The sequence below is a fragment of the Microbispora hainanensis genome (assembly GCF_036186745.1).
Classification (GTDB): Bacteria; Actinomycetota; Actinomycetes; order Streptosporangiales; family Streptosporangiaceae; genus Microbispora.
In genome coordinates, this window is the sequence record NZ_CP108086.1 from 6268367 (window position 1) to 6292823 (window position 24457).

The 24457-nt window shown below is 70.5% G+C and carries 18 protein-coding genes and 1 pseudogene; 9 read left to right on the forward strand and 10 right to left on the reverse strand.

Features of this window, described 5'->3' with window-relative positions:
• Window positions 1-182 precede the first annotated feature (182 nt).
• Both OHB01_RS28865 and OHB01_RS28870 read left to right on the forward strand, forming a co-directional pair.
• The gene (locus OHB01_RS28865) at window positions 183-926 is read left to right on the forward strand and encodes an SDR family NAD(P)-dependent oxidoreductase (RefSeq protein ID WP_142652749.1); all 744 of its coding nucleotides are present in this window, start codon (window positions 183-185) and stop codon (window positions 924-926) included.
• A gap of 1131 nt (window positions 927-2057) precedes the next feature.
• Entirely contained in the window at window positions 2058-5270 is a 3213-nt protein-coding gene (locus OHB01_RS28870) for a DUF222 domain-containing protein (protein ID WP_328854243.1), read from the forward strand.
• A 347-nt stretch (window positions 5271-5617) separates the two neighbouring features.
• Here the strand turns inward: OHB01_RS28870 and OHB01_RS28875 are convergent, their stop codons facing one another.
• Window positions 5618-7150, reverse strand: a complete 1533-nt coding sequence (locus OHB01_RS28875; protein ID WP_328854244.1) for an FAD-dependent oxidoreductase — start codon at window positions 7148-7150, stop codon at window positions 5618-5620.
• 415 nt (window positions 7151-7565) lie between these two features.
• On the opposite strand from OHB01_RS28875, the gene OHB01_RS28880 reads away from it, so the two are divergent.
• Both OHB01_RS28880 and OHB01_RS28885 read left to right on the forward strand, forming a co-directional pair.
• On the forward strand, window positions 7566-8021 hold the full coding sequence (locus tag OHB01_RS28880) for a GbsR/MarR family transcriptional regulator (protein WP_142651698.1): 456 nt from the start codon (window positions 7566-7568) through the stop codon (window positions 8019-8021).
• A gap of 9 nt (window positions 8022-8030) precedes the next feature.
• Window positions 8031-8843, forward strand: a complete 813-nt coding sequence (locus OHB01_RS28885) for a class I SAM-dependent methyltransferase (RefSeq protein ID WP_142651699.1) — start codon at window positions 8031-8033, stop codon at window positions 8841-8843.
• Window positions 8844-8942: 99 nt separating this feature from the next.
• On the opposite strand, the pseudogene helR reads toward OHB01_RS28885, so the two are convergent.
• Window positions 8943-11087: pseudogene (gene helR, locus OHB01_RS28890) on the reverse strand (RNA polymerase recycling motor ATPase HelR).
• Between the two features lie 330 nt (window positions 11088-11417).
• Here helR and OHB01_RS28895 point away from each other — a divergent pair.
• The 3 genes from OHB01_RS28895 to OHB01_RS28905 all read left to right on the forward strand — a co-directional run bounded on the left by OHB01_RS28895 (window position 11418) and on the right by OHB01_RS28905 (window position 14326).
• Complete coding sequence (locus tag OHB01_RS28895) at window positions 11418-12050, forward strand: LysE family translocator (RefSeq protein ID WP_142651700.1); 633 nt, start codon at window positions 11418-11420, stop codon at window positions 12048-12050.
• Window positions 12047-12790: an alpha/beta fold hydrolase gene (locus tag OHB01_RS28900; protein WP_142651701.1), complete on the forward strand. Its 744-nt coding sequence runs from the start codon at window positions 12047-12049 to the stop codon at window positions 12788-12790. Before OHB01_RS28895 ends, OHB01_RS28900 begins: the two co-directional genes overlap by 4 nt.
• Before the next feature lie 96 nt (window positions 12791-12886).
• A complete protein-coding gene (locus OHB01_RS28905; protein ID WP_142651702.1) occupies window positions 12887-14326 on the forward strand; it encodes a PLP-dependent aminotransferase family protein in 1440 nt (479 codons plus the stop codon).
• Between the two features lie 22 nt (window positions 14327-14348).
• Here OHB01_RS28905 and OHB01_RS28910 read toward each other — a convergent pair whose 3' ends face one another.
• The 3 genes from OHB01_RS28910 to OHB01_RS28920 all read right to left on the reverse strand — a co-directional run bounded on the left by OHB01_RS28910 (window position 14349) and on the right by OHB01_RS28920 (window position 17335).
• On the reverse strand, window positions 14349-15704 hold the full coding sequence (locus OHB01_RS28910; RefSeq protein WP_328854245.1) for an FAD-binding oxidoreductase: 1356 nt from the start codon (window positions 15702-15704) through the stop codon (window positions 14349-14351).
• Between the two features lie 377 nt (window positions 15705-16081).
• Entirely contained in the window at window positions 16082-16498 is a 417-nt protein-coding gene (locus OHB01_RS28915; RefSeq protein WP_142651704.1) for a nuclear transport factor 2 family protein, read from the reverse strand.
• Window positions 16499-16903: 405 nt separating this feature from the next.
• Entirely contained in the window at window positions 16904-17335 is a 432-nt protein-coding gene (locus OHB01_RS28920) for an Rrf2 family transcriptional regulator (RefSeq protein WP_142651705.1), read from the reverse strand.
• Window positions 17336-17675: 340 nt separating this feature from the next.
• Between OHB01_RS28920 and OHB01_RS28925 the strand changes: the two genes are divergently transcribed.
• Window positions 17676-18503: a MarR family winged helix-turn-helix transcriptional regulator gene (locus OHB01_RS28925; protein WP_205831113.1), complete on the forward strand. Its 828-nt coding sequence runs from the start codon at window positions 17676-17678 to the stop codon at window positions 18501-18503.
• Between the two features lie 164 nt (window positions 18504-18667).
• Here OHB01_RS28925 and OHB01_RS28930 read toward each other — a convergent pair whose 3' ends face one another.
• The 4 genes from OHB01_RS28930 to OHB01_RS28945 all read right to left on the reverse strand — a co-directional run bounded on the left by OHB01_RS28930 (window position 18668) and on the right by OHB01_RS28945 (window position 23000).
• On the reverse strand, window positions 18668-19648 hold the full coding sequence (locus OHB01_RS28930) for an aldo/keto reductase (protein WP_142651706.1): 981 nt from the start codon (window positions 19646-19648) through the stop codon (window positions 18668-18670).
• Window positions 19560-20021, reverse strand: a complete 462-nt coding sequence (locus OHB01_RS28935) for a MerR family transcriptional regulator (RefSeq protein ID WP_142651707.1) — start codon at window positions 20019-20021, stop codon at window positions 19560-19562. Before OHB01_RS28935 ends, OHB01_RS28930 begins: the two co-directional genes overlap by 89 nt.
• Window positions 20022-20100: 79 nt before the next feature.
• Window positions 20101-22185, reverse strand: a complete 2085-nt coding sequence (locus OHB01_RS28940; RefSeq protein ID WP_142651708.1) for a cellulose binding domain-containing protein — start codon at window positions 22183-22185, stop codon at window positions 20101-20103.
• Window positions 22186-22367: 182 nt separating this feature from the next.
• Window positions 22368-23000, reverse strand: coding sequence for a TetR/AcrR family transcriptional regulator C-terminal domain-containing protein (locus tag OHB01_RS28945; RefSeq protein WP_142651709.1), 633 nt, complete (start codon window positions 22998-23000; stop codon window positions 22368-22370).
• A gap of 117 nt (window positions 23001-23117) precedes the next feature.
• On the opposite strand from OHB01_RS28945, the gene OHB01_RS28950 reads away from it, so the two are divergent.
• Window positions 23118-23930: a hypothetical protein gene (locus OHB01_RS28950; RefSeq protein ID WP_328854246.1), complete on the forward strand. Its 813-nt coding sequence runs from the start codon at window positions 23118-23120 to the stop codon at window positions 23928-23930.
• Between the two features lie 77 nt (window positions 23931-24007).
• On the opposite strand, the gene OHB01_RS28955 is transcribed toward OHB01_RS28950, so the two are convergent.
• Window positions 24008-24388 carry an ester cyclase gene (locus OHB01_RS28955; RefSeq protein WP_142651711.1) on the reverse strand — a complete coding sequence of 127 codons (381 nt, stop codon included), beginning with the start codon at window positions 24386-24388 and terminating at the stop codon, window positions 24008-24010.
• Between the last annotated feature and the right edge of the window lie 69 nt (window positions 24389-24457).

The following is a 24457-nucleotide window of genomic DNA, read 5'->3' on the forward strand; positions in this document are numbered from 1 at the left end:
CGCACTCGCCTGCGCCTTACACGCACAAGACGCCTATCCTCGGCGTTCTGTGACCGCGGCGACAGGTGGTGTACGTCACACGACCCGAGCTGTCACAGGCGGCGGGGCACCGGCATCTCGTGTTCGTCAGGACGCCGCCCGGACAAGCCGGGTGGCACGCGACTCCACAGGAGTGAGGACGAATGACGAACTCGGAGCGGACCTTCGCGCTGGTCACCGGTGGCAACAAGGGCCTCGGTCTCGAAGCGGCCCGCCGGCTCGGTACGGAGGGGTGGACGGTCTTCCTCGGCTCGCGCGACGAGAGCCGGGGACGGGCGGCCGCAGGCAAGCTGGCCGCGGACGGCGTCGACGTGGTCATGGTCCCGCTGGACGTGACCTCGGACGCGTCGGTGGCCCGTGCCGTACGGCTCGTCCGCGAGCACACCGACCACCTGGACGTGCTGATCAACAACGCCGGCGCGCCGGGAATGGTCACTCCGCCCGCGGAGACGACGGTGGACGAGATCCATTCCGTCTACGACGTCAACGTCTACGGACCGATCAGGGTCACGAACGCGTTCCTTCCCTTGCTGCGGGCGGCGCACAACCCTCGGGTGGTGATGGTGTCGAGCGCCGCCGGGTCCTTCGCGGTCGTGACCGATCCGGAGCAGCCCATCTCGAAGATGCACGAACTCGCCTACACGTCGTCGAAGGCGGCGCTGAACATGATCACCGTCCGGTACGCCCAGGCACTCCCGGAGATCAAGTTCAACGCCACCACTCCCGGGGAGGTCGCGAACCACACGTTCGCCGCCACCGACATGAACAACCACACCGGTCAGTTGACGGTCACCGAGGGCACCGACTCGATCGTCGGACTCGCGATGATCGGCCCCGACGGGCCGAGCGGAATCTTCACCGACCGCCTCGGCCCCGTCGGATGGTGACCGCCGAGCCTTGGCATCCTGTGTGATGTAAACCGCCACGCGCTGGTCGGCATCGCGGTGTCCGGTACCGCGCCGGAAAACGCCTGTGGGGTGTTGGCGAGTCTTGAGCCGGTCGGTGACCGCTCCGGAAGGCATCTCCGGTCCTCGCCGAGCCCGCTCCGTCCGTGCACATTCCGCAAGCTCGGAATGCCCGCGGGGCCCGGTATCGGGCACAACGCTTCCGGCCCGTCAACGCCCCCCGTGCGCGGCGCGACCTCCCCAGCCTTGACGGAGCCCGCGTAGCCGACGCAACCTCCTTCCGGCCGCTCACCATGCCCCCTGTTAGGAGGTGACCTCTCCGGCCCCCACAGAGCCCGCGTTGCCGGTGCCCCTTCCGGCCTGCACGTCCGGACCGCGCACCTGGACCGTACGCCCCTGGCGACAGCCCGGAAGCCTCTGCGAATCATCTCCGGGCACAACGCTTCTGGCCGTCGCGGTGCCCTCGTGCTGGGCGCCACCTCTCCCGCCTCCATAGAGCCTGCGTTGCCGGTGCCCCTTCCGGCCTGCACACCCGGCCTGCACACCCGGCCCGTACACCTGGACTGCACGCCGCGACGACAGCCTGGAAGGCTTTGCGAGCCGTCTCTGGACGGGGCGTTGCATCGAGGACTGCCTCGCATCGCCGGGCTGGGGCTCCATATTTGCCCAGGTCAGGGTTTGATTCGATGGTGTGTTCGAGGTAGGCTTGGGGTAGCCGTTGCAGGTGAGCCTAGCTGGCGGGCCGTTGGCCATACGCCGTGTGTTGAGCCGAGTCTGTTGAAGGAAGTCCCGGTCCGGGCGGTCGGGAAGCCGTTGTTTGCCTTCGTCTGTGCTCCTGGGGGGTTCACCGCCGTGTCCGCGCCGCACTCGCCGTCCGCTGCCGCCGGGCAGTGCCCGGCACCGCCGGTGCCCTCGGCACGTCCAGGACGCCCGACGGACCCGACAAGTCCAGCACGCGCGCCGCGGCCGCCTCGCCTGGCACGCTCTGCGGACCCGACACGTCCGGTGGATCCGGCACCTTCAGCATGCCCGACGGGCCCAGTCGGCCCGACACGTCCGGTGCGTGCGGTGGGCGGTGTGTCCTCCCAGGCCGGGGGCGGTGGTGGGGTGCCGGTGGCGATTCCTGATGGGCTGGCGGTGGTCCCGCCGGGGGCCGAGCTTGCGGGGGTGCTGGCGGGTATCGATGTGGAGCGGGTGTCGGGGTTCGACACTGTGGAGGTGCTCAAGGCGGCCTACCGGCAGTCCTGTCATGACCGGGCGTGGTTTTTGCGGGTGCTGCTGGAGGTCGGGCTGCGTGAGGCGTGGTCCGGCGACAGCGTGGTCCGCCTGCAAACACCGGAGGAGTTCGCCCCGGATGAGGCGCGGGCGGCGCTGGTGTGGTCGCGCCGCCGCGCGGATTCGGCGTTCGAGCTGGCGTGGAATCTGCATCGCCGCCTGCCGGTGCTCGGTGAGGCGATGCTGGAGGGGGTGTTGGATGAGCCGCGGGCGGTGGCTTTCATCCGCTGGACGAGCGGGTTGACCGACGCCCAGGCCGGCTGGGTTTGCGAGCGCCTGGTGCCTCGGGCGGCGGGGTGGACGGTGGGCGAGCTGGTCGAGCACGTTCAGCGCATGGTGCTCGCGATCGATCCGGATTGGGCGGAAAAGCGTTATACCGAGGCGGTCCGCAGGCGGCGGGTGGCCGGCACGCGCAATGATGACGGTACCGCGACCGTGTCCGGGTTGGACCTGCCGGTGGAGCGGGCGGTGGCCGGGTGCGAGCGGATCGATGAGCTGGCCCGCGCCTGCAAACGCGCCGGGGACCGCCGCCCGATCGATCACATCCGCGCGGACTTGTTCTTGGGCAGCCTGGATGGCACCTTCGAAGGCCTGACCGACGAGCAGATCGTCACCCATGTCCTGGCCCACCCTCTCGTGGAACCCGGCGATCCCACCCCCGGCGACACCTCTGACGACATCCCCAGCTCCACCGGCTCGGCCGACTCCCCTGACAGCCCCGCGAACACCCACACCGGCATCCCTCAGGCTCCCGCAGGCACTACCGCCAGCCCCGCCGGCACCCCCGCAGGCGAGCCGAAGCACGAGCCCAGGCAGGGCTCCCGACCCGAGCCGAAGCCCGAGCACAAGCGCGACTACGAGCGGAGGTCGGGTAACGGACCCGAGCCGGAAGATGGGCACGGGCACGGGCGGAGGGTCGCTCCGGAGCCGGAGCGTAGACACGGCCAGAGCACCGCACCACAACCGGAGACCGGGCAGAGGCCGAGCACCGAACCCACGCCTGCGTACGAGCGCGACCGGAGCACCGCACCAGAACCAGAGCACGGGCGCGGGCACGACAACAGCGCCGCACCCGAACCAGAGTCGGAGGACGAGCGGAGGCTGAGCACCGGGTCCGAGTCGGAGCACGAGCGCGGGCGCGACCGGGTCACGGCACCCGCGCCGGAGCCGGAGCACGAGCACGAGCACGGCCAGAGCGCCGCACCCGAGCCGGAGGACGGGAACGCGTACGCGCACGGGCGGAGGGGCGCACCCGAACCTAGGCAGGAGCGTGAGCACGGCCAGGGCACCGGACCCACGCCCGCGTACGAACACGACCAGAGCGCCGCACCCGAACCGGAGGACGGGCACACGCACGGGCGGAGGGGCGCGCCGGAGTCTGAGCGAGGGCACGACCAGAGCGCCGCACCGGAGCCGGAGCCGAAGGGTGAGCGCGGGTGCGGGGAGCCTCAGCGGTCGCAGGGCCGCCTTGGTGGGGGGCCCGGCGCGACATCGTGGTCGGTGCCGGAGATACGGGTGGAGCTGACGACGTTGCTCGGGCACGATGAGCACCCGGCGCACCTGCCCGGCTGGGGCATGGTCCACGCCGCCCAGGCACGCCGCATCGTCACCGGCATGCTCGGCGGGCAGTGGCGCTATGCCATCTGCACCGACGACGGACACCTGCTCCTGGCCGGCATCACCCGGCACCGCCCCTGCCCGCCCGCCCAACGGCCACCCCGCGACATGCGACGCGGCGGCATCGTCGAGCTGCAGATCACCCTCACCCAGCTCCACCGGCTGGCCGCCGCACCGGCCACCACCGGCGCCTGGGCACCCCTCATCGCCGACCTCACCCGTCAAGCCCACGCCCAGCTCGGCACCACCCCCGCAACCGGATCACCCGACCGAACCGGATCACCCCACCCGGCAGCAGCACCTCACCCGGGCCGATCCTGTGACCCGGCTGCAGCGCACGCCCCAGAGGGATCGGGTGACCCGGCCATGCTGGGCGAACAGACCGACCCGGCAGACTCGGCCGACACGGCCAACACGGCGGGTACGGCCAACACCGCTGGCGCAGTCAGCACCACGGACGCGGTTGGCACGGCAGGCGCAGTCAACACCACAGGCGCGGCTGGCACGGCCAACTCGGACTCGGCGGGCGCGGCCAACACGACGGGAGTGGCCAACACGGCTGACGCGGTCAACGCGGCGAACTCGGCTGGTGCGGCCAACGCGGCCGACATGATCAACGCGGCGGGCACGGCTGACACTGCGGACGCCGCAGGCGCGGCTGAGACGGTTAACGCGGACTCGGCGAACACGACGGGCGCGGCGAACACGGCAGGCGCAGTCAGCACCACAGGCGCCGCAGGCGCGGCCAACATGGCTGACGTGGTCAACGCGGCAGGCGTGGCGAACACTGCTGACGTGGTCAATGCCGCAAGCTCGGCGGGCGCGGCCGGTACCGCTGGGGTGGCGAACACGGCGAACGGGGCTGATCGGCGTCATGCCGATGCGACCTTACGCCGATACGTCCAGATCCGGGGCCGGGTCTGCTCCTGGCCGGGCTGCCGCATGCCCGCCACCCGCACCGACCAAGACCACATCCAGGCCTGGGCCGACAACGGCGCCACCACCGCCGCCAACCTCCACCTGGCCTGCCGCCACGACCACCGCGCCAAGCACCTCGGCGGCTGGCGCGTCACCACCGCAGGCCCCCACCTGATCATCTGGACCAGCCCACTCGGACACCCCTACCGCAGCCCACTCCCGAAGATCATCCAGCCCGTCCCCGACCCCCAGCCCCGCACCTGGCCCGACGCCCCACCCGAACGCCTGCCCGCCGACCTCCCCGGAGCACCAGACACGATCATGGCCCCACCATGCCCTCCCACCACCCCACCAGCACAAACCCCCGCAGAAACCCCGGCACAAGCAGCGGGCAGGCAGACAAAGCGGACAGCCGATGCCGACAGTCGCGGCAGGGAAGCGCAGGACAACGGCACATCACAGGACGAATCGGGAGCAAGTTTCATCCAGCGCGACCTCGAGACACCGCCCTTTTGACGACTTGACGACGCCTCGCTCGGCACGGGTTCAAGGGAGAAACCGTTCATGGAAGAAGCGTGCGCGGGGAGTACCGGTTCCTGACGGTCGCTTCACAGCGTGCCGTTGTTCCATCGCTGTTCCATTGGCGCGCCACTTCGGCCGCCCGATTGCGGATCAGCCCGCTCGCCGACGCCGCGGATCGACCCGCGGAGTTTCTTGGAGTGCCAGGGTTAGGCGGCGCTTCTTGAGCGCCAGGGTCACCTGCCCTTGCTCTGCAGTGCCTTGGTCCGTAGAACCTTCGTCCGTAGAACCTTCGTCTGTAGCGCCTTCGTCTGCAGGGCCTCCTCGGCCGCGCCGAGCCCTTCCTAAGCCGCGATGAGGGTCGGGTCGCCGAACCAGCGGGCCGCAGCGTGCCGGAACGCCTCGCGGTCGGGGTCGCGTCCGCCGGTCCAAGCGACGACGCCGTCGGGCCGGATCAGTAGGGCGCCGAATCCGAGGTCGTCGCGCACCGGCCCGGCCGCGTAGCGGATCCGGTCCTTCCAGCTCGTCGCCGCGTCGTGCAGGCACTGGCCGGTGGTGAAGTCGAGCGCGACGCCCTGTCCTTCGCGCAGCAGGTCGCCGAGGCGGGTGCCGTCGGCGAAGTGGAAGTCCGGGGCGGTCCGGCCGACGAGTGGGTGCTCATCGCCCAGGTCGTAGCGATGGAACAGTCCCGAGGTGCTGCGGAACACGTGAGTGGTGCCGTCGCGGGTGGCGAGCAGATCGTGGACGAGGCGTCGCAGGGCCGGGGCGTTGGGGCCGGGGTTCATGGTCGCGACCTGGGCGCGTGACCAGTCGAGGATCGCCGCGCCGACGGGGTGGCGTTCGGAGGTGTAGGTGTCGAGCAGGCCGTCCGGCGCGGTGCCGTGGACGGTAGCGGCGAGCTTCCATCCGAGGTTCACGGCGTCGCCGATGCCGAGGTTGAGGCCCTGGCCGCCGAGCGGGGAGTGGATGTGGGCGGCGTCGCCGGCGAGCAGGACGCGGCCGTGCCGGTAGGTCGTGGCCTGCATCGCGCGGTCGGTGAAGCTGGAGGCGAGATGCACCTCGGTGATGGTCGCGTCGGTGCCGGAGACCCGGCGCAGGACCGTCTGAAGGTGCTCGCGCGTCAACGGCTGCGAGCGATCGAAGGCGCCGCCGTCGAAATCCATCATGCCCAGATGTCCATCGAAAGGCGTCCGCAGATACATGCCGGTCGGCGTCAGGGTGAAGCCCAGGCGCAGCGCATGCGGATCGGCGAAGGTGACGTGGGCGACGTAGCCGGTGAACAGCGGCGGCGTGCCGGCGAAGCGGAAGCCCGCGAGCTCGCGCACCGTGCTGCGCCCGCCGTCGCATCCCACGAGCCAGCGCGCCGGGTGGTCGCGCCCGCCTGCGCGGGCGACGACGGTGTCGCCGTCCTGGGTCACGGCCTCGACGGCAGCACCCCGCACGACCTGTACGCCGAGCCGGGCCGCCCGCTCGGCCAGCACCGTGCAGACCGCGTCGAGGCTGGTCATGATGCCCTCCATCGCCGGGCCGGGCAGCCGGAACGGAAGGGCGGCGGTGTCGATGCCGGCCGGGTCGAGCGGCATGCCCGCGAAATGGCTCACGGCACGAGGCGCGGGCGCCTCCCGCGCGCCGGGGTCCGCGCCGACCTGCGCCCCGTCGGCGCCCGAGCCTTTCAGTAGCTCTCCCAGCATCCCGCGGCGGTAGAACGTCTCCATCGATCCGGGGTTCAGGCCCCGCATCCCCAGCGGGAGCGTCTTCCACGGTGTGGACGGCTCCTCGTCCCGCTCCAGCACCAGGACCGAGCAGTCCGCCAGCGCCAGCTCACCGGCGAGGAACAGGCCCACCGGGCCGGCCCCCACGATCACCACGTCGTACACGTCGAGGCTCCTTCGACCAGGGCCGCCCGGCGGAGGCTCTCAGAGGGCAGCGTTTGGAACATCGCTCCAACACTGGAACCGTACTCCATGTGGAGCAATGCTCCAAACCTGTGTGCGGACGCGTCAGGCCGGATTCGGGTCGGAGTCCGCGCGGTCGCCGCCGCGGGCGATCGAGGGTCGTTCCAAGCAAAGATTGACATTGATAGACATTTCAGTCAGAGTTGAAACAACTAGCAACCAGTTATGGAGCACGCCATGGAACGCGTGGCCTTCAACGGCCTCGTCACCCGCTGCGCGGGCGAGCCCAAGTGCCTCGCGGACATCACCCCGACACCCACCTCCGAGACGGTGGCCGCCATGGCACAGTGAACCGGCACACGGAACCGGCACGCGATCGACAAGGGAGGACGCGACGATGAGCACTGAGGCACAGCAGGACCGGCTGCTCCGCTGGGTGGAGCGGGTGGCGGCCTTCTGCGTCGAGGAGTGGGGGCTGCCGCCCATCACCGGGCGCATCCTCGGCTGGCTCATGATCTGCGATCCGGCCGAGCAGTCCGCCGGCCAGATCGCGGACGTCATCCAGGCCAGCCGGGCTTCGCTCACCTCGAACATGCGTTTCCTCACGGCCATCGGCCTGGTCAAGAAGGTGAGAAGGCCCGGCGATCGCGTCTCCTACTACCGCATCGAAGACGACGCCTGGCAGAAGGTCATCCAGCGCAAGCTCGAAAGCCTGAGCGCGTTCGGCGAGATCGCCGACGAAGGGCTCGACATCGTGGGCGGCGAGGGGCACCGCACCGAGCGCATCAAGGCCGCCCACGACTCCCTGACGTGGCTGCAGGACCTCGCAGCCCGTCATCCGTTACACCGTTAAGGAATCCCCATGCACCGCCTGCACCCCCAGCTCGGGCTGATCCAGGAAACGTCGCTCCTCACTCTCTACGCCAAGGCCCTGGACGCCGTACGGCCCAGCCCGATCCTCGGCGACACGCTCGCCGCCGACCTGGCAGACACCATCGACTACGACTTCGGCAAGCTGAAGGTCAAGCCCAGCCTCGTCGTCAGCACGGCACTGCGCACCAAGAAGCTCGACGACGTCGTCCGCGCCTTCATGGCCGCTCATCCCGGATGCGTGGTGCTCGACCTGGGCTGCGGCCTGGACACCCGGGTGTTCCGCTGTGCTCCGCCGCCCGGCGTCGACTGGTACGACATCGACTTCCCGGAAGTGGTGGACCTGCGGGCCGAGTGCCTGCCCGGCCCTTCCCACCTGGTCGGAGCCGACCTCACCAGTACAGACTGGATCACAGCCGTCCCCGGCGACCGCCCGGCGATGATCGTCGCCGAGGGGGTGTTCCCCTTCATGACCGGCGACTCCTTCCAGTCGCTGACCCGGGCGCTGACCGGCCACTTCCCTTCGGGCGAGCTCGCGCTCAACGGCTACACGCGATTCGCCGCCTGGACGATGAAATATCACCCGACGATCAAGGCGCTCGGCGTCAAGGCCGCCCAGGGCTTCGACGACCCGCACGAACCGGAGTCCTGGCACGCCGGCCTCGAACTGGTCGAGGAGCAGTTCGTCACCCGCGCACCGGAAACGGCCCTGTTCCCGCAACCCCTGCGCGCGCTGAGCCGTCTCATGGCCCGCAGCACGGCCTTGTCCCGGCAAGGGGCACGCATTCTCCGCTATCGGTTCTGAGCCCGCGCGACCGGCGGTGGCGGCAAGCGGGAGGGGCGGGCGCGGCACCGTCGTCGGAGCCCGGGCATCGCGGCATCGACGCCGTACGCGGGCGAGACGTCAGCTCGTGAGGATGACGAGCCGCTGGGTCGCCCTGGTCATGGCGACATAGCGGTCGACCGCCCCTTCGATGCCTTCGCCGAACTTCTCCGGGTCGACGAGGACGACCAGGTCGAACTCGAGCCCCTTCGACAGTTCCGGGGACAGCGAACGGACGCGCGCGCTGCCCTGGAACGCGGGATGGCCGATGACGCAGGCGGTCCCCTCGGCATTGGCGGCGAGCCAACTGTCGAAGATCGAGCGCAGCTCCGAAAGCGAGCCGTACTTGACGGGGACGCCGCTGCTGCGGACGGAGACCGGCACGTTGGCGTCCGGGAGCATGGCCCGGATGACCGGCTCGGCCTCCGCCATGACCTCTTCCGGCGTCCGGTAGTTGATGCTCAGGGAGGCGAGTTCGATCCGATCGAGCCCGATCCGCTTGAGCCGTTCCTGCCACGACTCGGTGAACCCGTGCCTGGCCTGTGCGCGATCTCCGACGATCGTGAAGCTCCGGGACGGGCAGCGGAGCAGCAGCATCTGCCACTCCGCATCGGTGAGCTCCTGCGCCTCGTCCACGACGACGTGCGCGAACGGTCCGGCGAGCCGGTCCGGGTCGGGCGCGGGCAGCTCGGACTCGTCGACCAGATTGCGCTGCAGGTCCTCCCGGCGCAGCTGCGTCACCAGGCCCTCGCCGTCGTCGTCGGCTTCGATCAGGTTCTCGACGACCTGCGCCATGTGCTCGCGCTGGGCGGCGAGCGTGGCCTCCCTGCGTCGCCTGCGTCGCGACGCCTCCGGGTCGCCGAGCCGCTGCCGCGCCGCGTCGAGGAGCGGCAGGTCGGACACCGTCCAGGCCTGGGCGTCCGCGCGCTACAGCTTCCGCACCTCGTCGGGGCTGAGCCACGGTGCGCACAACCGCAGGTAGGCGGGCACCGACCACAGGTCTCCGACGAGGTCGGCCGGCTCGATCAGCGGCCAGGCGCGGTTGAAGGTCGTGAGCAGTTCCCTGTCGCGCAGCAGCGACTTGCGGACCAGGTCGGCCGGCGCGTCGCCGTCGTGCTTGTCCACCAGGATGGTGAGCAGTTCCGCCCAGATCTGGTCACGCGCCTCGTTGTGGGGAGTGCCCGGGTCGGGTGCGTCGAACGCCTCGGCCCAGTCGTCGGCGCTGACCGGGATGCTTGACCAGGGGGTCGTGACCGTCATCGGCGTGGTGGGCGGATTCTCGTAGAACCTGACGGCAGGCTCGATCGCCTTTACCAGGTCCGCGGACGACTTCAGGCGGGCCACATCCGGGTCGGTCTCCACCGTCGCGGCCGCTCCCTCGGGGACGAGGTCCCGCAGGGTGCAGGTCTGCACACCCTCCTCGCCGAGGCTGGGCAGGACGTCGGCGACGTACGCCAGGTAGGGCTGGTGCGGGCCGACGAACAGTACGCCGCCCCGGCGGTGGCCGACGCGAGGGTCGGAGTAGAGGAGATAGGCGGAGCGGTGCAGGGCGACGACGGTCTTCCCCGTGCCCGGACCGCCGTCGACGACGAGGGCGCCCCGGGACCCGGCGCGGATGACGGCGTCCTGGTCGGCCTGGATGGTGCCGAGCACGTCGCGCATCCGCGGTGACCGGCTGCCGCCCAGGCTCGCGATGAAAGCGGACTGGTCGTCGAGCGCGGCGTGCCCTTCGAACCCGTCCGGGGTGAACACCTCGTCCCAGTAGTCGCTGATCCGGCCCCGGGTCCAGCGATACCTGCGGCGGCTGGCCAGACCCATCGGATTGGCGTGTGTGGCGCCGAAGAACGGCTCGGCCGCGGGGGAGCGCCAGTCGAGCAGCAGCCGGCGACCGGCGCTGTCGGTGAGGCCGAGCCGTCCGATGTACACGGGCTCGGGATCGTCCTCGCCGACCATGTGTCCGAGGCACAGGTCGAGACCGAAACGACGCAGCACGCGCAGGCGGGCGGTCAGGCGATGGACCTCCAAGTCCCGGTCCATCGCCTGCCTGCCCTTGCCGCCGGGCGCCTTGAGCTCGGCGTCGAGGCGACCGGCCAGGTCGGCGATCGACTGTTCGAGGCTCTCCGCGATGGCCGCGAAGTGCCGCTCGTCGGCGGCGACCAACTTCGGATCGGCCTTGTGGGAGAGGTGGCCGGGAAGGTCGAACGCGCTGGTGGGCAGCGGGTTCACGTCATCAGCTCCGATCTGGGTCGCTAGCGACCGTTCAACGCACCAAGGCGCCCGAACCGGCGTGACGAAGTCCCCGCGCGGCCCATGCGTCGACGGCAACGCGCACGTCGCGTCCCCCGTTTTCCGCAGGCGCTGCTTCCGGCCGATGATTGTGGGGCACGGCAGGGGCCTTGCCGCAAGCCCCCCTGGACGCTATACGTTGAAGGTGGAAAGGGATGGACAGTCCCCTTTTCTCCTTCTCGCGCCGGGGAGGCACAGCCACCTCACGGAGCGGTGCACCGGCTGGTAATGCGGTTGCGGGGCTCGGAGCCCGGCCGAAACCATGAGCGCATGATCTGGATCGCTTTCGTCGGTTCGTGTTTCCTGCTCGCGATGATCCCGGGTGTCAGCACCGCGGTGATCTTGAGACAGACGCTCAGGGCCGGGCGCTCGTCCGGTGTGGCGGCGCTCCTCGGCAACGAAACGGGCATCTTCCTGTGGGCGATGGCCGCCGTGTTCGGTCTGTCCGCGCTGGTCCTGGCCTCGGAGGTCGCCTACGGCGTCATGAAGGCGGTGGGCGCCGCGCTGCTGATCGTGATGGGCGTGCAGTCGCTGTGGAAGGCCCGGCGGGCGCCGGAGGCGCTCGACCCGGGCGTGCCGTACGGTGGGGGAGAGGCGCGCGGCGGATGGCGCCGCTCGTACGGCCTGGGGCTCGCCACCTGCGGCGCCAATCCCAAGGCGGCCGTGTTCGCGATGTCGTTCCTGCCGCAGTTCGTGCCCCAGGGCGCCAATGTGCCGCTGACCCTGACCATGCTCGCGGTGATCTGGGTGGTCGTGGACGTCGCCTGGTACGTCGGGGTGATCTGGCTGATCGGCCAGGCCGGCGCCGTGCTCGGCAGGCCCGCGGTCCGCCGCCGTTTGGAACAGGTGTCGGGGACGGTCCTGGTCGCCCTCGGCGTCCGCGTCGCTTTGGAGGCCCGATGACCGTCTGGCACGAGGAAAGCGGCTCCGGCGAGCCCGTCGTCCTGCTGCACTCCGGCGTCGCCGACTCGGGCATGTGGGATCCCCAGTGGAAGCCGCTGGGCGAGCGGTTCCGCGTCATCCGGCTCGACTTCCGGGGGCACGGGCGCACGCCGTGCGTCGCCGACGGGCCCTACACGGACGCCGGCGACGTGGCGGACCTGCTCGCCGCCCTCGGGCTGCGCCAGGTCGGGCTCGTCGGATCGTCGTACGGCGGGCGGGTCGCGCTTGAGCTCGCGACCGGGCATCCCGGCCTCGTCTCGCGGCTCGTGCTGCTGAACGCGGGCTGCGGCCTGCCTCCGACCCCCGACCTGGAAGCGTTCGGGACGGAGGAGGACCGGCTGATAGAGGCGGGCGACGTTGGAGGAGCGGTGGACCTCAACGTCCGCACGTGGCTGGGTCCCGAGGCGGACGAGCCGGTCAGGACGCGGCTGGCCGCGATGCAGCGGCACGCGTTCGAGGTACAGCTCGCCGCCGATCCCGAGCCCGAACGGGGCAGGGACCCGATCGACCTGACGGTGGTCACCACGCCCACGCTGGTGGTCACCGGCGGGCACGACCTGCCGTACTTCCGGGAGAGCGGGCGTCACCTGGCCGAGAGGCTGCCGGACGCCACACTGCTCGAACTCGACTGGGCCGGTCACCTGCCGAGCCTGGAGCGCCCCGACGAGGTCACCCGTCTGCTCGGCGAGTTCCTCTCCTGATCTACTTTGTAAAGGCGCTCGGCTGTCGAACAACCTCACAAAACGAACACATCCGCCACGAGCCCCGACAGCGCCGGCCCGGTAGGGTCCGATCCCGTGGGGCGATTGAGGACCGGCTCCGGCCCGGCCGAGGACCTGCTCATCGAACTGGACCGCAACGCCGGGGTGCCACTGCACCGGCAGATCGAGGCGTCCATCCGCGCGAGCATCCGGGCCGGCCGGTTGCGTGCGGGCGCGTCGCTGCCTCCCACCCGCACGCTCGCGGCCGGGCTCGGGGTTTCTCGCGGGGTGGTCGTGGAGGCCTACCAGCAGCTCGTGGCCGAGGGCTACCTCGCCAGCCGATCGGGGGGTTACACCCAGGTCGCCGTGTCGATGCCGCCGGCCGCTACCGAAGCCGACGCAGGCACTGGGGCGGCGACGGCGCAGCCGGACCCCCGTGGTGCCGGCTTCAGGATCGACTTCGGATACGGGCGCACCGACGTGTCGCAGTTTCCGCGGGCCGCCTGGCTGCGCTCGGTGCGCACCGTGCTCACCACCACACCCAACGACCGGTTCGTCTACCTCGACGGGCGCGGGGTGCCGGAACTGCGGCAGGCCCTGTGCGACTACCTCAACCGGGTGCGCGGCACGCTGGCCGACCCCGGCAACGTGGTCGTCTGCAACGGCTATGGGCAGGGCATCTCGCTGCTGATCCAGGTGCTCGCGCGGCGCGGCGCCAGGCGGATCGCCCTGGAGGACCCGTCGTCCGACGACGACGCCCGGGTGCTCGCAGCGGCCGCGGGTCTGGACGTGGTCGGCATCCCGGTGGGCCCGGACGGCGTTCAGGTCGAGGCCCTCGACCTGGTCGACGCCGACGCGCTGGTCCTCACGCCGTCGCACCAGTGGCCGACCGGCGGGGTGCTGTCGTCTGCGGCCAGGGCCGAGGTGATCCGCTGGGCGAGACGCCGCGGCGCGATCGTGATCGAGGACGACTACGACGCGGAGTACCGCTACGACCGGTCTCCGGTGGGCGCCATGCAGGGCCTGGCGCCCGAGCATGTCGTCTACTGCGGCACGGCCAGCAAGACGCTCGCGCCGGGGTTGCGGCTCGGCTGGATGGTGGTGCCCGCTCACCTGGTCGCCGACGTCGCGTCGGCGAAGCTGCTCGCCGACCGGGGTTCGTCGGTCATCGACCAGCTGACGTTCGCCGACTTTCTCGGCCGCGGCGAGTTCGACCGTCACCTGCGCCGGATGCGTCCGGTCTACCGGCGCCGGCGTGACGCGCTGCTGGACGCGCTGCGCACGCAGCTGCCGGATCTGCGACCGGCCGGGATCGCCGCCGGGCAGCACGTGGTCGCCTGGCTCCCGCCCGGCCTCGACGAGGTGGCGGTGGTGGCGGCCGCCGCCCGGCGCGGGCTCCGCATCCAGGGCGTCGGGCGGTTCCGGATCTCCGGTAGCGGGCCCGGTGGCCTGATCTTCGGCTACGCCATCCTCAGCGAGAGCGCCATCGCCGAGGGGGTCGCGCTGCTGGCGGCGGCCATCCGGGACGGATCCTGACGGGCCCGTCACAGCGCCGCCGTCACTGGGCCGGGCGGATGTTCTGGTTCAGGTGGAACACATTCGCCGGGTCGTAGGCGGTCTTCAAAGCGGTCAGCCGGGCCAGCTTCGCCGCCGAGTACGCCCGCCGCACGCCGCGCTTCCCGTCGGCCAGTTCGTCGGCCGACAACGAGTTGACGTAGACGCCGCTGGCGTACGGCTCGAGCGAGGCGCCGGCCGCGCGGGCCGCACCCATCCTGGCGTCGTCCTCGGCCGGGTCGGTCCAGCGGGCGCCGGCGCCGAACTCGAACATCGTGCCGCGGTGGCTGAACGCCGCGTCCGCGTCCGGGACGTCGTTGATCGCGCCGCCGTGAGCCTGCAGGCCGACGCCCGGCAGCTCCGGGCTCGCGGTCAGGTCGGAGCGGCCGCGCAGCAGGAAGGCCTCGATCGCCGCGGTGGGGAAGCTCCGCAGGTAGTGCCCCGTGGAATAGCGGCGGTACGCGTGGCCGCCGGTGGAGTCGTCGCGCTGCTGCAGTTCGAGGTAGGACGGTGTGGTGACGCGGGAGGCGATCGGACGCCCGAGCGCGGCCATCGCGGGGAGCAGCCGGCGGCCCTCGTCCGGGTCGCCGACCCACACGAACCCCAGCGTGGCGATCGGGCCGGCGGGAGAGCTCGCGACGCTGGCGGTGAACGTCGCCTGCCGGGGCGCGACGGCGTTCAGGTCGCGCCAGCGCTCGATGACCGGGACGGCGTCCTCGGCGCGGAAGTCGGACTCGGCGACCAGCGTCCGCGTGCCGGTGTGGTGCAACCGGAACTCGAATTCGGTGACGATGCCGAAGTTGCCGCCACCGCCGCGCAGGCCCCAGAACAGGTCGGGGTTCTCGGTGCGGCTCGCGGTGACCACGTCGCCCTCGGCGGTGACCACCGTGTAGGAGGCGACGTTGTCGCAGGCCAGGCCATACTGGCGGGCCAGCCAGCCCATGCCGCCGCCGAGCGTGAGCCCGCCGACGCCGGTGTGGGAGACGTTGCCTGCGGTGGTGGCCAGGCCGTACGCCTGGGACGCCCGGTCCAGCGCACCGAGCAGCGCGCCGCCCTGCACCCGTGCCCGGCGGCGGGCCGGATCGACCCGCACGCCGCCCATGGGCGTGAGGTCGATCATGAGACCACCGTCGGGCACGGCGAAGCCGGCGGCGTTGTGGCCGCCGCAGCGCACGCCGATCTCGAGGTCCTGCTCGCGGGCCAGCCGTACGGCGGTGACCACGTCGGCGACGCTCGCCGCGCGGACGATCATTCGCGGACGCCGGTCGATCATGGCGTTCCAGATGGTGCGGGCGGTGTCGTAGCCGGTGTCGCCAGGGGTGAGCACCTGGCCGTCGAAACGCGTTGCCGTTGTCGTCATGTCCCTCAGCCTGGCAGGAATCGGTACCCTCGATAAGATCCGATCCTGCGGGCGTATTCAGGACCAATTTCCGGTGACCGAGTGGTGCCCCACCGTGCGCGAGCTCGACATGAGCGAACAATCCGGCCTCGGGCCGGGGCCCAGTGCCGAGGGTCGACCGTCAGCTGGTCGGCTCTGAGCGACGAACGATCTCAGGGGTGGCCCGCGCTGGGCGCGGACCATCCCTGATGTGCGTACAGCCCGTTCTGGATGAGCGCGACGATGATGCGGAGCATGCCGTAGGGCGAGTTCTGCTGTCCGATCCGGTTTTGGCCGTGTTCGGCCGACCCTCTACGTACACGTCCGGCCGTGCCGCGGGGACCTGAGTGCTCTCCCGCTCAGGCGGCGTTGAACGCCTCGGCGACGGTCAGCGTGTCCTCGTACAGGTGCATGCGAACGATCCGGCCGTCCTCGACGGCCAGGTGCATGGCCACCGGTGTGGTGAACTCCTTGCCGCTGGCCACGGCGGTATGCGTGAAGACCGCCAGCAGCACCACGTCGCCACCGTCGACGATGACGCGCTCCAGCACGACCTTGCTCCTGCCGTGCGCGAAGTGCGGCCACATCGTGGTGAAGTACGGCGCGACCTCCTCCCGGCGCGTACGGCGCCCGGTCCAGGGCAGCGCGTCACTGCCGGGGACGTGCCAGTCGATCTCCTCGGCGAACAGTTCCTGGATGCCGTCGGGGTCCTGCCTGCCGAGGCGCTCCAGGAACTTCTCGGCCACGGTCCGCGAGGTCTGAGCATCTGTCGCCATCGTCGTTGTCCTTGTCCTTTGTCTCTTCGTCTGCTGTCTCTTCGTCTGCCTGAGGTGCCGGTCGGGCCTCAGCCCTGGAACAGCCAGTGCGTGCCGCTCAGCGGCCCGCCGCACTGCATGAGCGCCCCGCCTTCACGCGGCGCGCCGAGGTGGACTGTCGGGAGCCCGAATTCGGCTCTTCATGACTCACTCCTTGCTGTGTCGTTGTGTCGCAGGCGTTGCGCCGGTGGCGGTCGCACGTGCGCGGCTCAGACGCCCCGGAGCGTCGAAGGCGTGCCACTTCGCCGATTCGGCGCCTCGTCCGGCTGTCCCATGAGGCGCTCCGATTCTTGATGTAACCATTTCGGTTACATCGGTGATGTGCGGAGTGCGATCACCTTCGGTCAGGGAAGCCGGCGGTCCGGATCAGGAGGCTTTCAAGACGTCCTGCAGCACGTCCTCCAGCGTCGTCCTGGCCAGCTCCCTGCGCAGAGCGGCCTCCACATGGTCGTACACGGCGGTCATCACTGGTCCGATGCCGTGGCCCACGACGCACTCGGGGTCCGGTGCCGCGGGATGCAGGGCGAAGAGCGGTCCCGGTTCGACCGCCTGGTAGACGTCGAGCAGGGTGATCGCCGCCAGGTCTCGCGCGAGCACCCAGCCTGCCCCCGCCCCCCGCCGTGACTCGGCCAGACCGGCCTTGCGCAGCTCGCCCAGCAGGCGGCGGATCACCACCGGATTGGTGTTGACGCTCGTCGCGATCTGCTCGGAGGTGGCGACTTCGTGGCCACGCCGCTGATACAGGCCGATCCATGTCAGGGCATGCGCCGCGATGGTCAGTCTGCTGTTGGCGCTCACGTCGAACTCCGCCTTTCCCCGACTCTGGTCGTAACCATAGATGTTACAACCGCATGCGGCAAGTTCTGCGGTGCCGGCCCCCGTCCGCGCTGTACCGCGGCATCGGCCGGCCATGGAGACGCCGCCGACGAAAGGCGAACTCAGGAAGGCGGCAACGAAAGCGGCGCGCTCGGCCGCACGCAGCTCGCGAGCGACGACCGGCCTCCTGCGGTTTCAGAAAACCTCGGTCTTCGAGACCGGCCGTCCGGCGGAGGTGTCGGATCCGGGCCGCGCCGTTCGTAGCTTGGGTGAGCGGTCACCCACGAGGGTGCTGCCACGACCAAAAGGGAGATGCCGACCGATGCTGTCTCACCCGCCGGCCAAGGTCCACCGCATGTTCGAGCTCGTCGAGCCGATCGGCACCGTCACCTTCTCCGAGGTGGTGAACGAGGCGTTCCTGGCCCTCGGCATGCGCAACTACTGGGACGGGTATTTCGCGGGCCGGGCCGCACCGCTGGGGGCGGCGCCGGCAGAGGTGGTGCACGCGGTCTTCTACAACTTCGCCGAGGGCGAGGTGGCACGCCACATCCCCTGGGTGTGGGGGAAGATCACTCCGGAGGAGGCGATCGCCGTACGCGAGCAGGCCAGCGCCACCGCCCTGCGGCAACTGCTGGGGGAGTGGGCCGGCTTTCCCGCCCTGGTGCGGATCGCCGACCTCGCCACCCGAGCAGCGGTCAGCGCGCCGCCCGAGGGCAGGCCGCTGTACGCGGGGCTCCGGGCGCTCGACGTGCCCGAGGAGCCGGTGGCCAGGCTGTGGCACGCGGCGACGCTGCTGCGGGAGCACCGCGGAGACGGGCACAACGCCGCCCTCGTCGCCCACGGTATCGGCGGCACCGAGGCCCATGTCCTGATGGCTCTGTCCCTCGGGATGATGGCGGAGGACTTCGGCCGGATCCACCACCTGCCCAAGGCGCGGCTGGCGGCCGTCGTCGACGGGCTCCGCGACCGCGGCCTCGTGGACGCCGCCGGCGGGTTCACCGACGCCGGCAGGGAGACCAGGCGGCGAATCGAGGCCCTCACCGACGAGCTGGCGGCTCCGGCGTACGACGTGCTCAGCGCGGACGAGCTCGACGAGCTGATCGCGGGGCTCGAACCGATCGCCGCCGCCGTGCAGGCCGCCGATGACTGAGGGGGCACTGAGTAGCTCCTGACCATCGGTGCGGCCTCGGCGAGCGCTCGCATAGATCAGATCTACTTTGTAAAGGCGCCAGACTGCTGGAAAACCAAGATCAACTCCAAAAAGACCAGCCCTCAACAACCGGGGAGCCCGGCGCGGGGCTCCCCGGTTGCCGGTCAGTGGTTGAGGGTGCTCATCCCGGCGGGGTCGTACCGCTCACCGGCGACCTGACCGGCGAGGGAGTCGAGCGCGTCGAGGTGCTCCGGCTCGAACTTGACGTCCAGGGCCGCGACGTTCTCCTCCAGCCGGACGACCCGCTTGGTGCCGGGGATCGGCACGACGTCGTCCCCGGCCCTGGTGAGCACCCAGGCGAGGGCCACCTGCGCCGGGGTCGCGCCGAGCGTAACGGCGATCTCGCCGACCTTGGCCACGAGGGCCTGGTTGGCGGCGAAGTTGTCGCCCTGCCAGCGGGGGTTGTGGTGGCGGAAGTCGTCGCCGGACAGTTCCCCGGTGTTCGTGAACGCGCCGGTCAGCAGGCCGCGTCCGAGGGGGCTGTAGGCCACCAGGCCGATGCCGAGCTCCCGGAGCGTGGGCAGCAGTTCGTTCTCGATGTCCCGGGTGAACAGCGAGTATTCGTACTGTCCCGCGGTGACCGGGTGGACGGCGTGCGCGCGGCGCACGGTGGCGGGCGCGGCCTCGGAGATGCCGAGGTGGCGGACCTTGCCGGCCTCGACCAGCTCCTTCATGGCACCCCAGGTCTCCTCGACGGGGACGCCTGGATCGATGCGGTGCTGGTAGTACAGGTCGATGTGGTCGACTCCGAGCCGCTCCAGCGAGGCGTCGCAGCAGCGGCGTACGTAGTCGGGGCGGCCGTTGATGCCCACGCGGGTGCCGTCGGGCAGGCGCTCGATGCCGAACTTGGTGGCCAGCACGACCTGGTCGCGCCGGTCGGCGATCGCCTTCCCGACGAGCCTCTCGTTGGTGAACGGCCCGTACGCGTCGGAGGTGTCGAGGAGGGTGATCCCCAGGTCGAGCGCGCGGTGGAGAGTGCGGATCGATTCGGCCTCGTCACCCGGGCCGTAGAAGTCGCTCATCCCCATGCAGCCAAGGCCGAGCGCCGAGGTGCGGAGGCCCTGGCCGAGTGTGTGCTGCTTCATTCTTCTCCCCTGATTTTGCGGCGTAGAGATCGATCTTCTGGTCGACGATCTCGAGATCGCTTCGAAGCTGCTCGATTTTGGCGATCACGTCGGCCCGGTGGGCCTCGAGCATCTCCTTGCGGGCCACGTACGTGTCCCGGCCCCTGCGGACGAGCTCGGCGTACCGGCGCATCGCGGCGATGGGCATGCCGCTCGCCCGCAGGCGGGTGAGCAGCGCGATCCATTCGGCGTCCCGCTCGGTGTAGCGCCGGTGGCCGTTGCCGCCGCGCGGCGGCGGCTCCAGCATGAGTCCGGTGCGTTCGTAGTAGCGCAGCGTGTGGGCGGTAAGGCCGGTACGCTGCGCTACCTGCGCGATGGTCATGCCCTCGTCCATGGGGACCAGTCTGGGAGTTAGAGCGCGCTCTAAGTCAAGTCGGCGATCATGGGGCTGTGTTCACGTGCGGTGGAGAGGTTCACTGTGCGGTGCAGAGGGTGCCGTTCAGGGTGAAGGCGGTCGGGAACACGTTGGGGCCGCTGTAGGCGCCGACGAAGCCCATGGAGGTGCTCGCGCCGGGGGCGAGCTTGCCGTTGTCCGGGGTGTTGGTGACGGTCACCGAGGTCCCGGTCTGCGTCCAGTTGGCGCTCCATCCGCTGCTGACGCTCTGCCAGGCGGTGGGCCAGGTGAAGTGGAGCGTCCAGCCGTCGATGGCGGCCGTGCCGGTGTTGGTGACGTCCACGGTGGCGACGAACCCGTTGCCCCAGTCGTTGGTGTCGGTCAGGCGTACCGAGCAGGAGCTCTCGTCGGGGCTGCCGGTGGCGAAGGTGAGCGGCGGGGAGGCCCAGGAGACCCGGCCGGCGGTGTCGCGGGTGATGACGTTGACCGTGTAGCGGGTGCCGGGGACGAGGTTGCGGACCGTGAAGGAGGTGCCGGAGGTCTCGCCGAGTTGTTCGGTGACGGCGCCGTTCTGGCGGTGGATCTCATACTTGGCGATGGGGCTCGCGCCGGGCTGGGCGGCGGGCCAGGTGATCGTGGCGGTCTTGTCGGTGACGCCGCTCGCGGCGGGCTGTCCGGGGGCGGTGGGGGCGCCGGTGGTGGCGGTGGCCGGGTGCAGCACCAGCGTGGTCAGCGAGTACGGCGGGAGTGTCTGGGCGGTGGCCGTGCCGGTCTGGCCGGTGCTGATCGAGGTGGCGCCGTTGGTGAGGGTCTGCACGGTGGGCGCTCCGGCGGCGGGGGCGAATCCCGCGTAGTCGATCTTCACCTGGTGTTCGGCGTCCGGGTCGCGGTTGATCAGCAGGACGGCGAGGTCGCCGTCGGCGCGGCGTACGGCGTGCGCGGCGACCAGCGGCTCGTCGGTGGCGGCGCGGACGAACCGGTCGCCGGGGCGGGCGAACGAGCTGATCATGGACAGCGCGTGGTAGGGGGCGAAGGGCGTGTTCAGCGGGGGTTCGCAGGTGTCGCCGGAGCATCCGCCGCTGGACAGCATGCCGAAGTCGCCGTAGTCGGTCTGGCCGGCGACGGTGGTGACGGTGCCGATGCCGTTGTGGACGTTCCACCAGTCGACGGTGAAGACGCCCTGTTCCAGGAGGCCGGCGTAGGCGTCGGCGGCGAACAGCGCGCCGGGCTGGGTGTTCGGCGCGATCCCGCTGTTGATCTCGGTCACCGCGATGCCGATGTCACCGGCGCGGGCGCCGGCGTGCTTGGCGATCTGCTTGCGGACCAGGTAGATCATGTCGGGGATGTGGGCGGTCTTGGTGAGGACGTCGGCCGCGTCGCTGTACGGCGGATACCAGTGCAGGATGACGAAGTCGATCTTCGAGGCGGCCATCGACAGGACGGTGGCGTTCCAGGTGGCCTGGTCGCCTTCGGCGACGATGCCGTCGGGCCAGTTGGCGGGGGTGGTGAGCACCGCGCCGATCTTGATGGTGGGGTCGACGGCCTTCATGGCGTCGGAATACTCGATGAGGTTCCTGGCGTATTCGGCCGGGCTCTTGTCGGCGTGGTCGTCGGCCTCCCAGTCGGCGCCGTAATGGCCGTTGCCGTAGTTCTCGTTGCCGATCTCCCAGAACTTCACGCCGTACTTCTTGGTGACGTTGGCGTACTCGACCCAGTCGGCGGCCTCCTGAGCGGTGCCGGTGCCGTAGTTGGCGATGATGATCGGCTGGGCGCCGGTGCGCCTGGCTCCGCTGATGAAGGTGTCGAAGTCGGTGCCGGGGGCGACGTAGCCGCCGGGGGCGGTGTGGGTCTTCCAGTGGTAGATGTCGGAGTACGACCCGCCCGGGTAGCGCAGCATCTTCACGCCGGCGGCCTTGAGGAGGTCGGCGGTCTCGTTCGTGCCGAGGTTGCTGTCCCAGATCGCGTGGTTGGTGCCCACGGCGGTGTCGGACACGGCGGCCAGGCCCGCGCGGGTGTTGACGGTGACGGTGACGGGCGTGGTGCCGGGCACGGTGTCGGGCGTGGTGTCGGCGGTCGCGGCGGGTACGCCGGTGAGGACCTGGGCGGCCACCGCTGCGCCCGTGACAAATGCGATGGCCGGCCTGGCGATGCGCAGGGTGCTCATTACGTCCCTTTTTTCTTGAGGATCTTGCTCGTGCGATCGTGATCAGGACGTACTGAAACGGTCAAGCGGAGGCCCCTCGGCAGGGCCCTGAGCTGCGGCGGAGTTAGGCGGGTCGTGCAACTTTCACGCGGAATTCCGTGGTGCCGGGATCGGCTTTCACGCGGACTCCCGCGCCTCAAAGGTCAGGACGCGGGGCCGGTCTGTGCGGCGGGACCGCGGACGATCAGCTCCACGCAGTCGCGGAACAGGTCGTCGACGGTGCGGCCGGGCTGGAAATACTCGGTCACACCGGCCATGACGGTGGGGTGCGCCGCTGCGTACGCGGCCATGTCGAAGCCGTCGAGGGCCTCCGCGTCGGGACGGCCGGCCTGTTCCTCCAGGACGTAGCCGACGGTGAAGCGCAACACCGTCAAGACGATGAGGCGGGCCTGCGGCAGGGGTATGCCACGCCCGACCAGCGTGCTCATCGCCAGTTCCGAGATGCCGGCCATCTTGAGGGACAGCGGGGAGACCGCGATGATGCGGGCTCCGTCCGGGTGGGCCAGCAGCGCGCGGCGCAGCCGCCCGGCCAGGCCGATCAGCCAGTCCTGCCAGTGCTCCTCGGGCGCGGCCGGTTCCGGCTCGGGGAACTGCTGCTCCAGGATCGCCTCGGCGATCGCGGTGACCAGCGCGGCCTTGTTCGGGAAGTGCCAATAGAGGGTCGGCGACTGTACGCCGAGCCGGGCGGCCAGTTTGCGCGTGGTGACGCCGTCGAGACCCTCCGTGTCGAGGAGCGCGACCGCTTCGGCGACGATCCGCTGCTTGTCCAGAGCCATTTCCGGCACCTCCCCGCCAGACCTTATCAGTGATAGAGTTACCTATCATTGATAGGGAACCGCTCGGTTGAACCCGCCGGGCCGGTGGCGCGTCCCTGAGGTATGAAGAGATCGCGTTTGGCCGTCATCGCACTGCTCGTGATGGTGTGCGCCTGCGGCCGGTCCGGTGCCGGTCCGGTGTCCACCGTGGGCGGGACCGAGACGATCGTCTTGCCGCGTGCCGGCCGGCCTGCGGCGCATCGGCCCACCCTGGAGCGGCTCAAGCGAGAGGCGGCGGAGTCGGGCCGGCCTCTGGAGGAGGTGGTCCGGCGGTACGCGGCCCGGATGGCCGCCACCTCGTCGCCCAGGCCCACGGACTTCGAGGGGTACGACCCGGCGGCGACCGAGCCGGAGGTGACGATCGACGGCATTCCGTACGCCGAGCTGGTCGACCTGGGCGCCATCGCCAGGTCGGAGGGGCTCTCCTACGAGGAGGCCATCGACCGGTTCGGCTCGCAGTCGTCCAACCAACGGGTGATCGACAAGCTCAACGCGCAGTTCCCTGATGAGATCTCCGGCGTCCGATACGTCGACGACCAGCGGGGGCTGCGCGTCGGCTTCAAGGGCCGCATCCCGGCTCGGGCGATCGAGCTGGCCAGGACCCTTCCACTGGAGGTCACCCTGATCGGCGGCAAGGGATTTTCGGCCGCGGAGCTCCGGCGGGTGCAGGACGCCGTCGTCTCCCGGCTCGGATCCCGTCCCGAGGTGGCCACGATGACGGCGTACGCGGATGAGGAGACCGGGCGGGTCAAGGTCGTCGTTCAGCCGAAGGTGATGCCGGACGACGTGGAGGAGTTCACACGCGGGCTGCGGCTCCCGGGGCCGGACAATCCGTACATCACCGTCGAGGTCACCGTCTCCGCCGAATCGGTCGCCCCCCGGATGCAATGAGTGCCCGGCCGGCCCGCCGGGGGGCTTCGGCGGGCCGGCCGGAGCTCCCCGGGGCCGGGATCAGGTCACGACGTGCGTCACGCGGCGCGCGGGAGCGAGCTGGAGTCGATGACCGGCCAGATCTCGGCCACCTTGCCGTCCTCCAGCCGGAAGACGACGCAGGCGTGCACCTCCAGCGGGCCGCCGGTGGCGGGGAAGCCGAAGAAGTCGCCCTGGTGCGTGCCGCGCAGCGTCCACCGGGTGGCCACCCGGTCGCCTTCGGCGATCATGTCTTCGACGTCGAAGTGCAGGTCGGGCACCGCGCTGCGGAGGTAGCGGGCGGTCTCCTTGAGCGCCTCCGGGCCGCGTACGGAACCGGCGCGGGGTGCGAAGTCCGGGCCGACGATCTCGTCGGCGACATCGAGGTCGTCGGCGTTGAGCACCTCGTCGTAGAAGCGCTTGATCACGTCTTTGATCATGGAATCCTCCCGCTAAACTAGTCACTAGAGAGTCATATCTCTAGGTTTCCTAGATATTTGGAAGGCTAA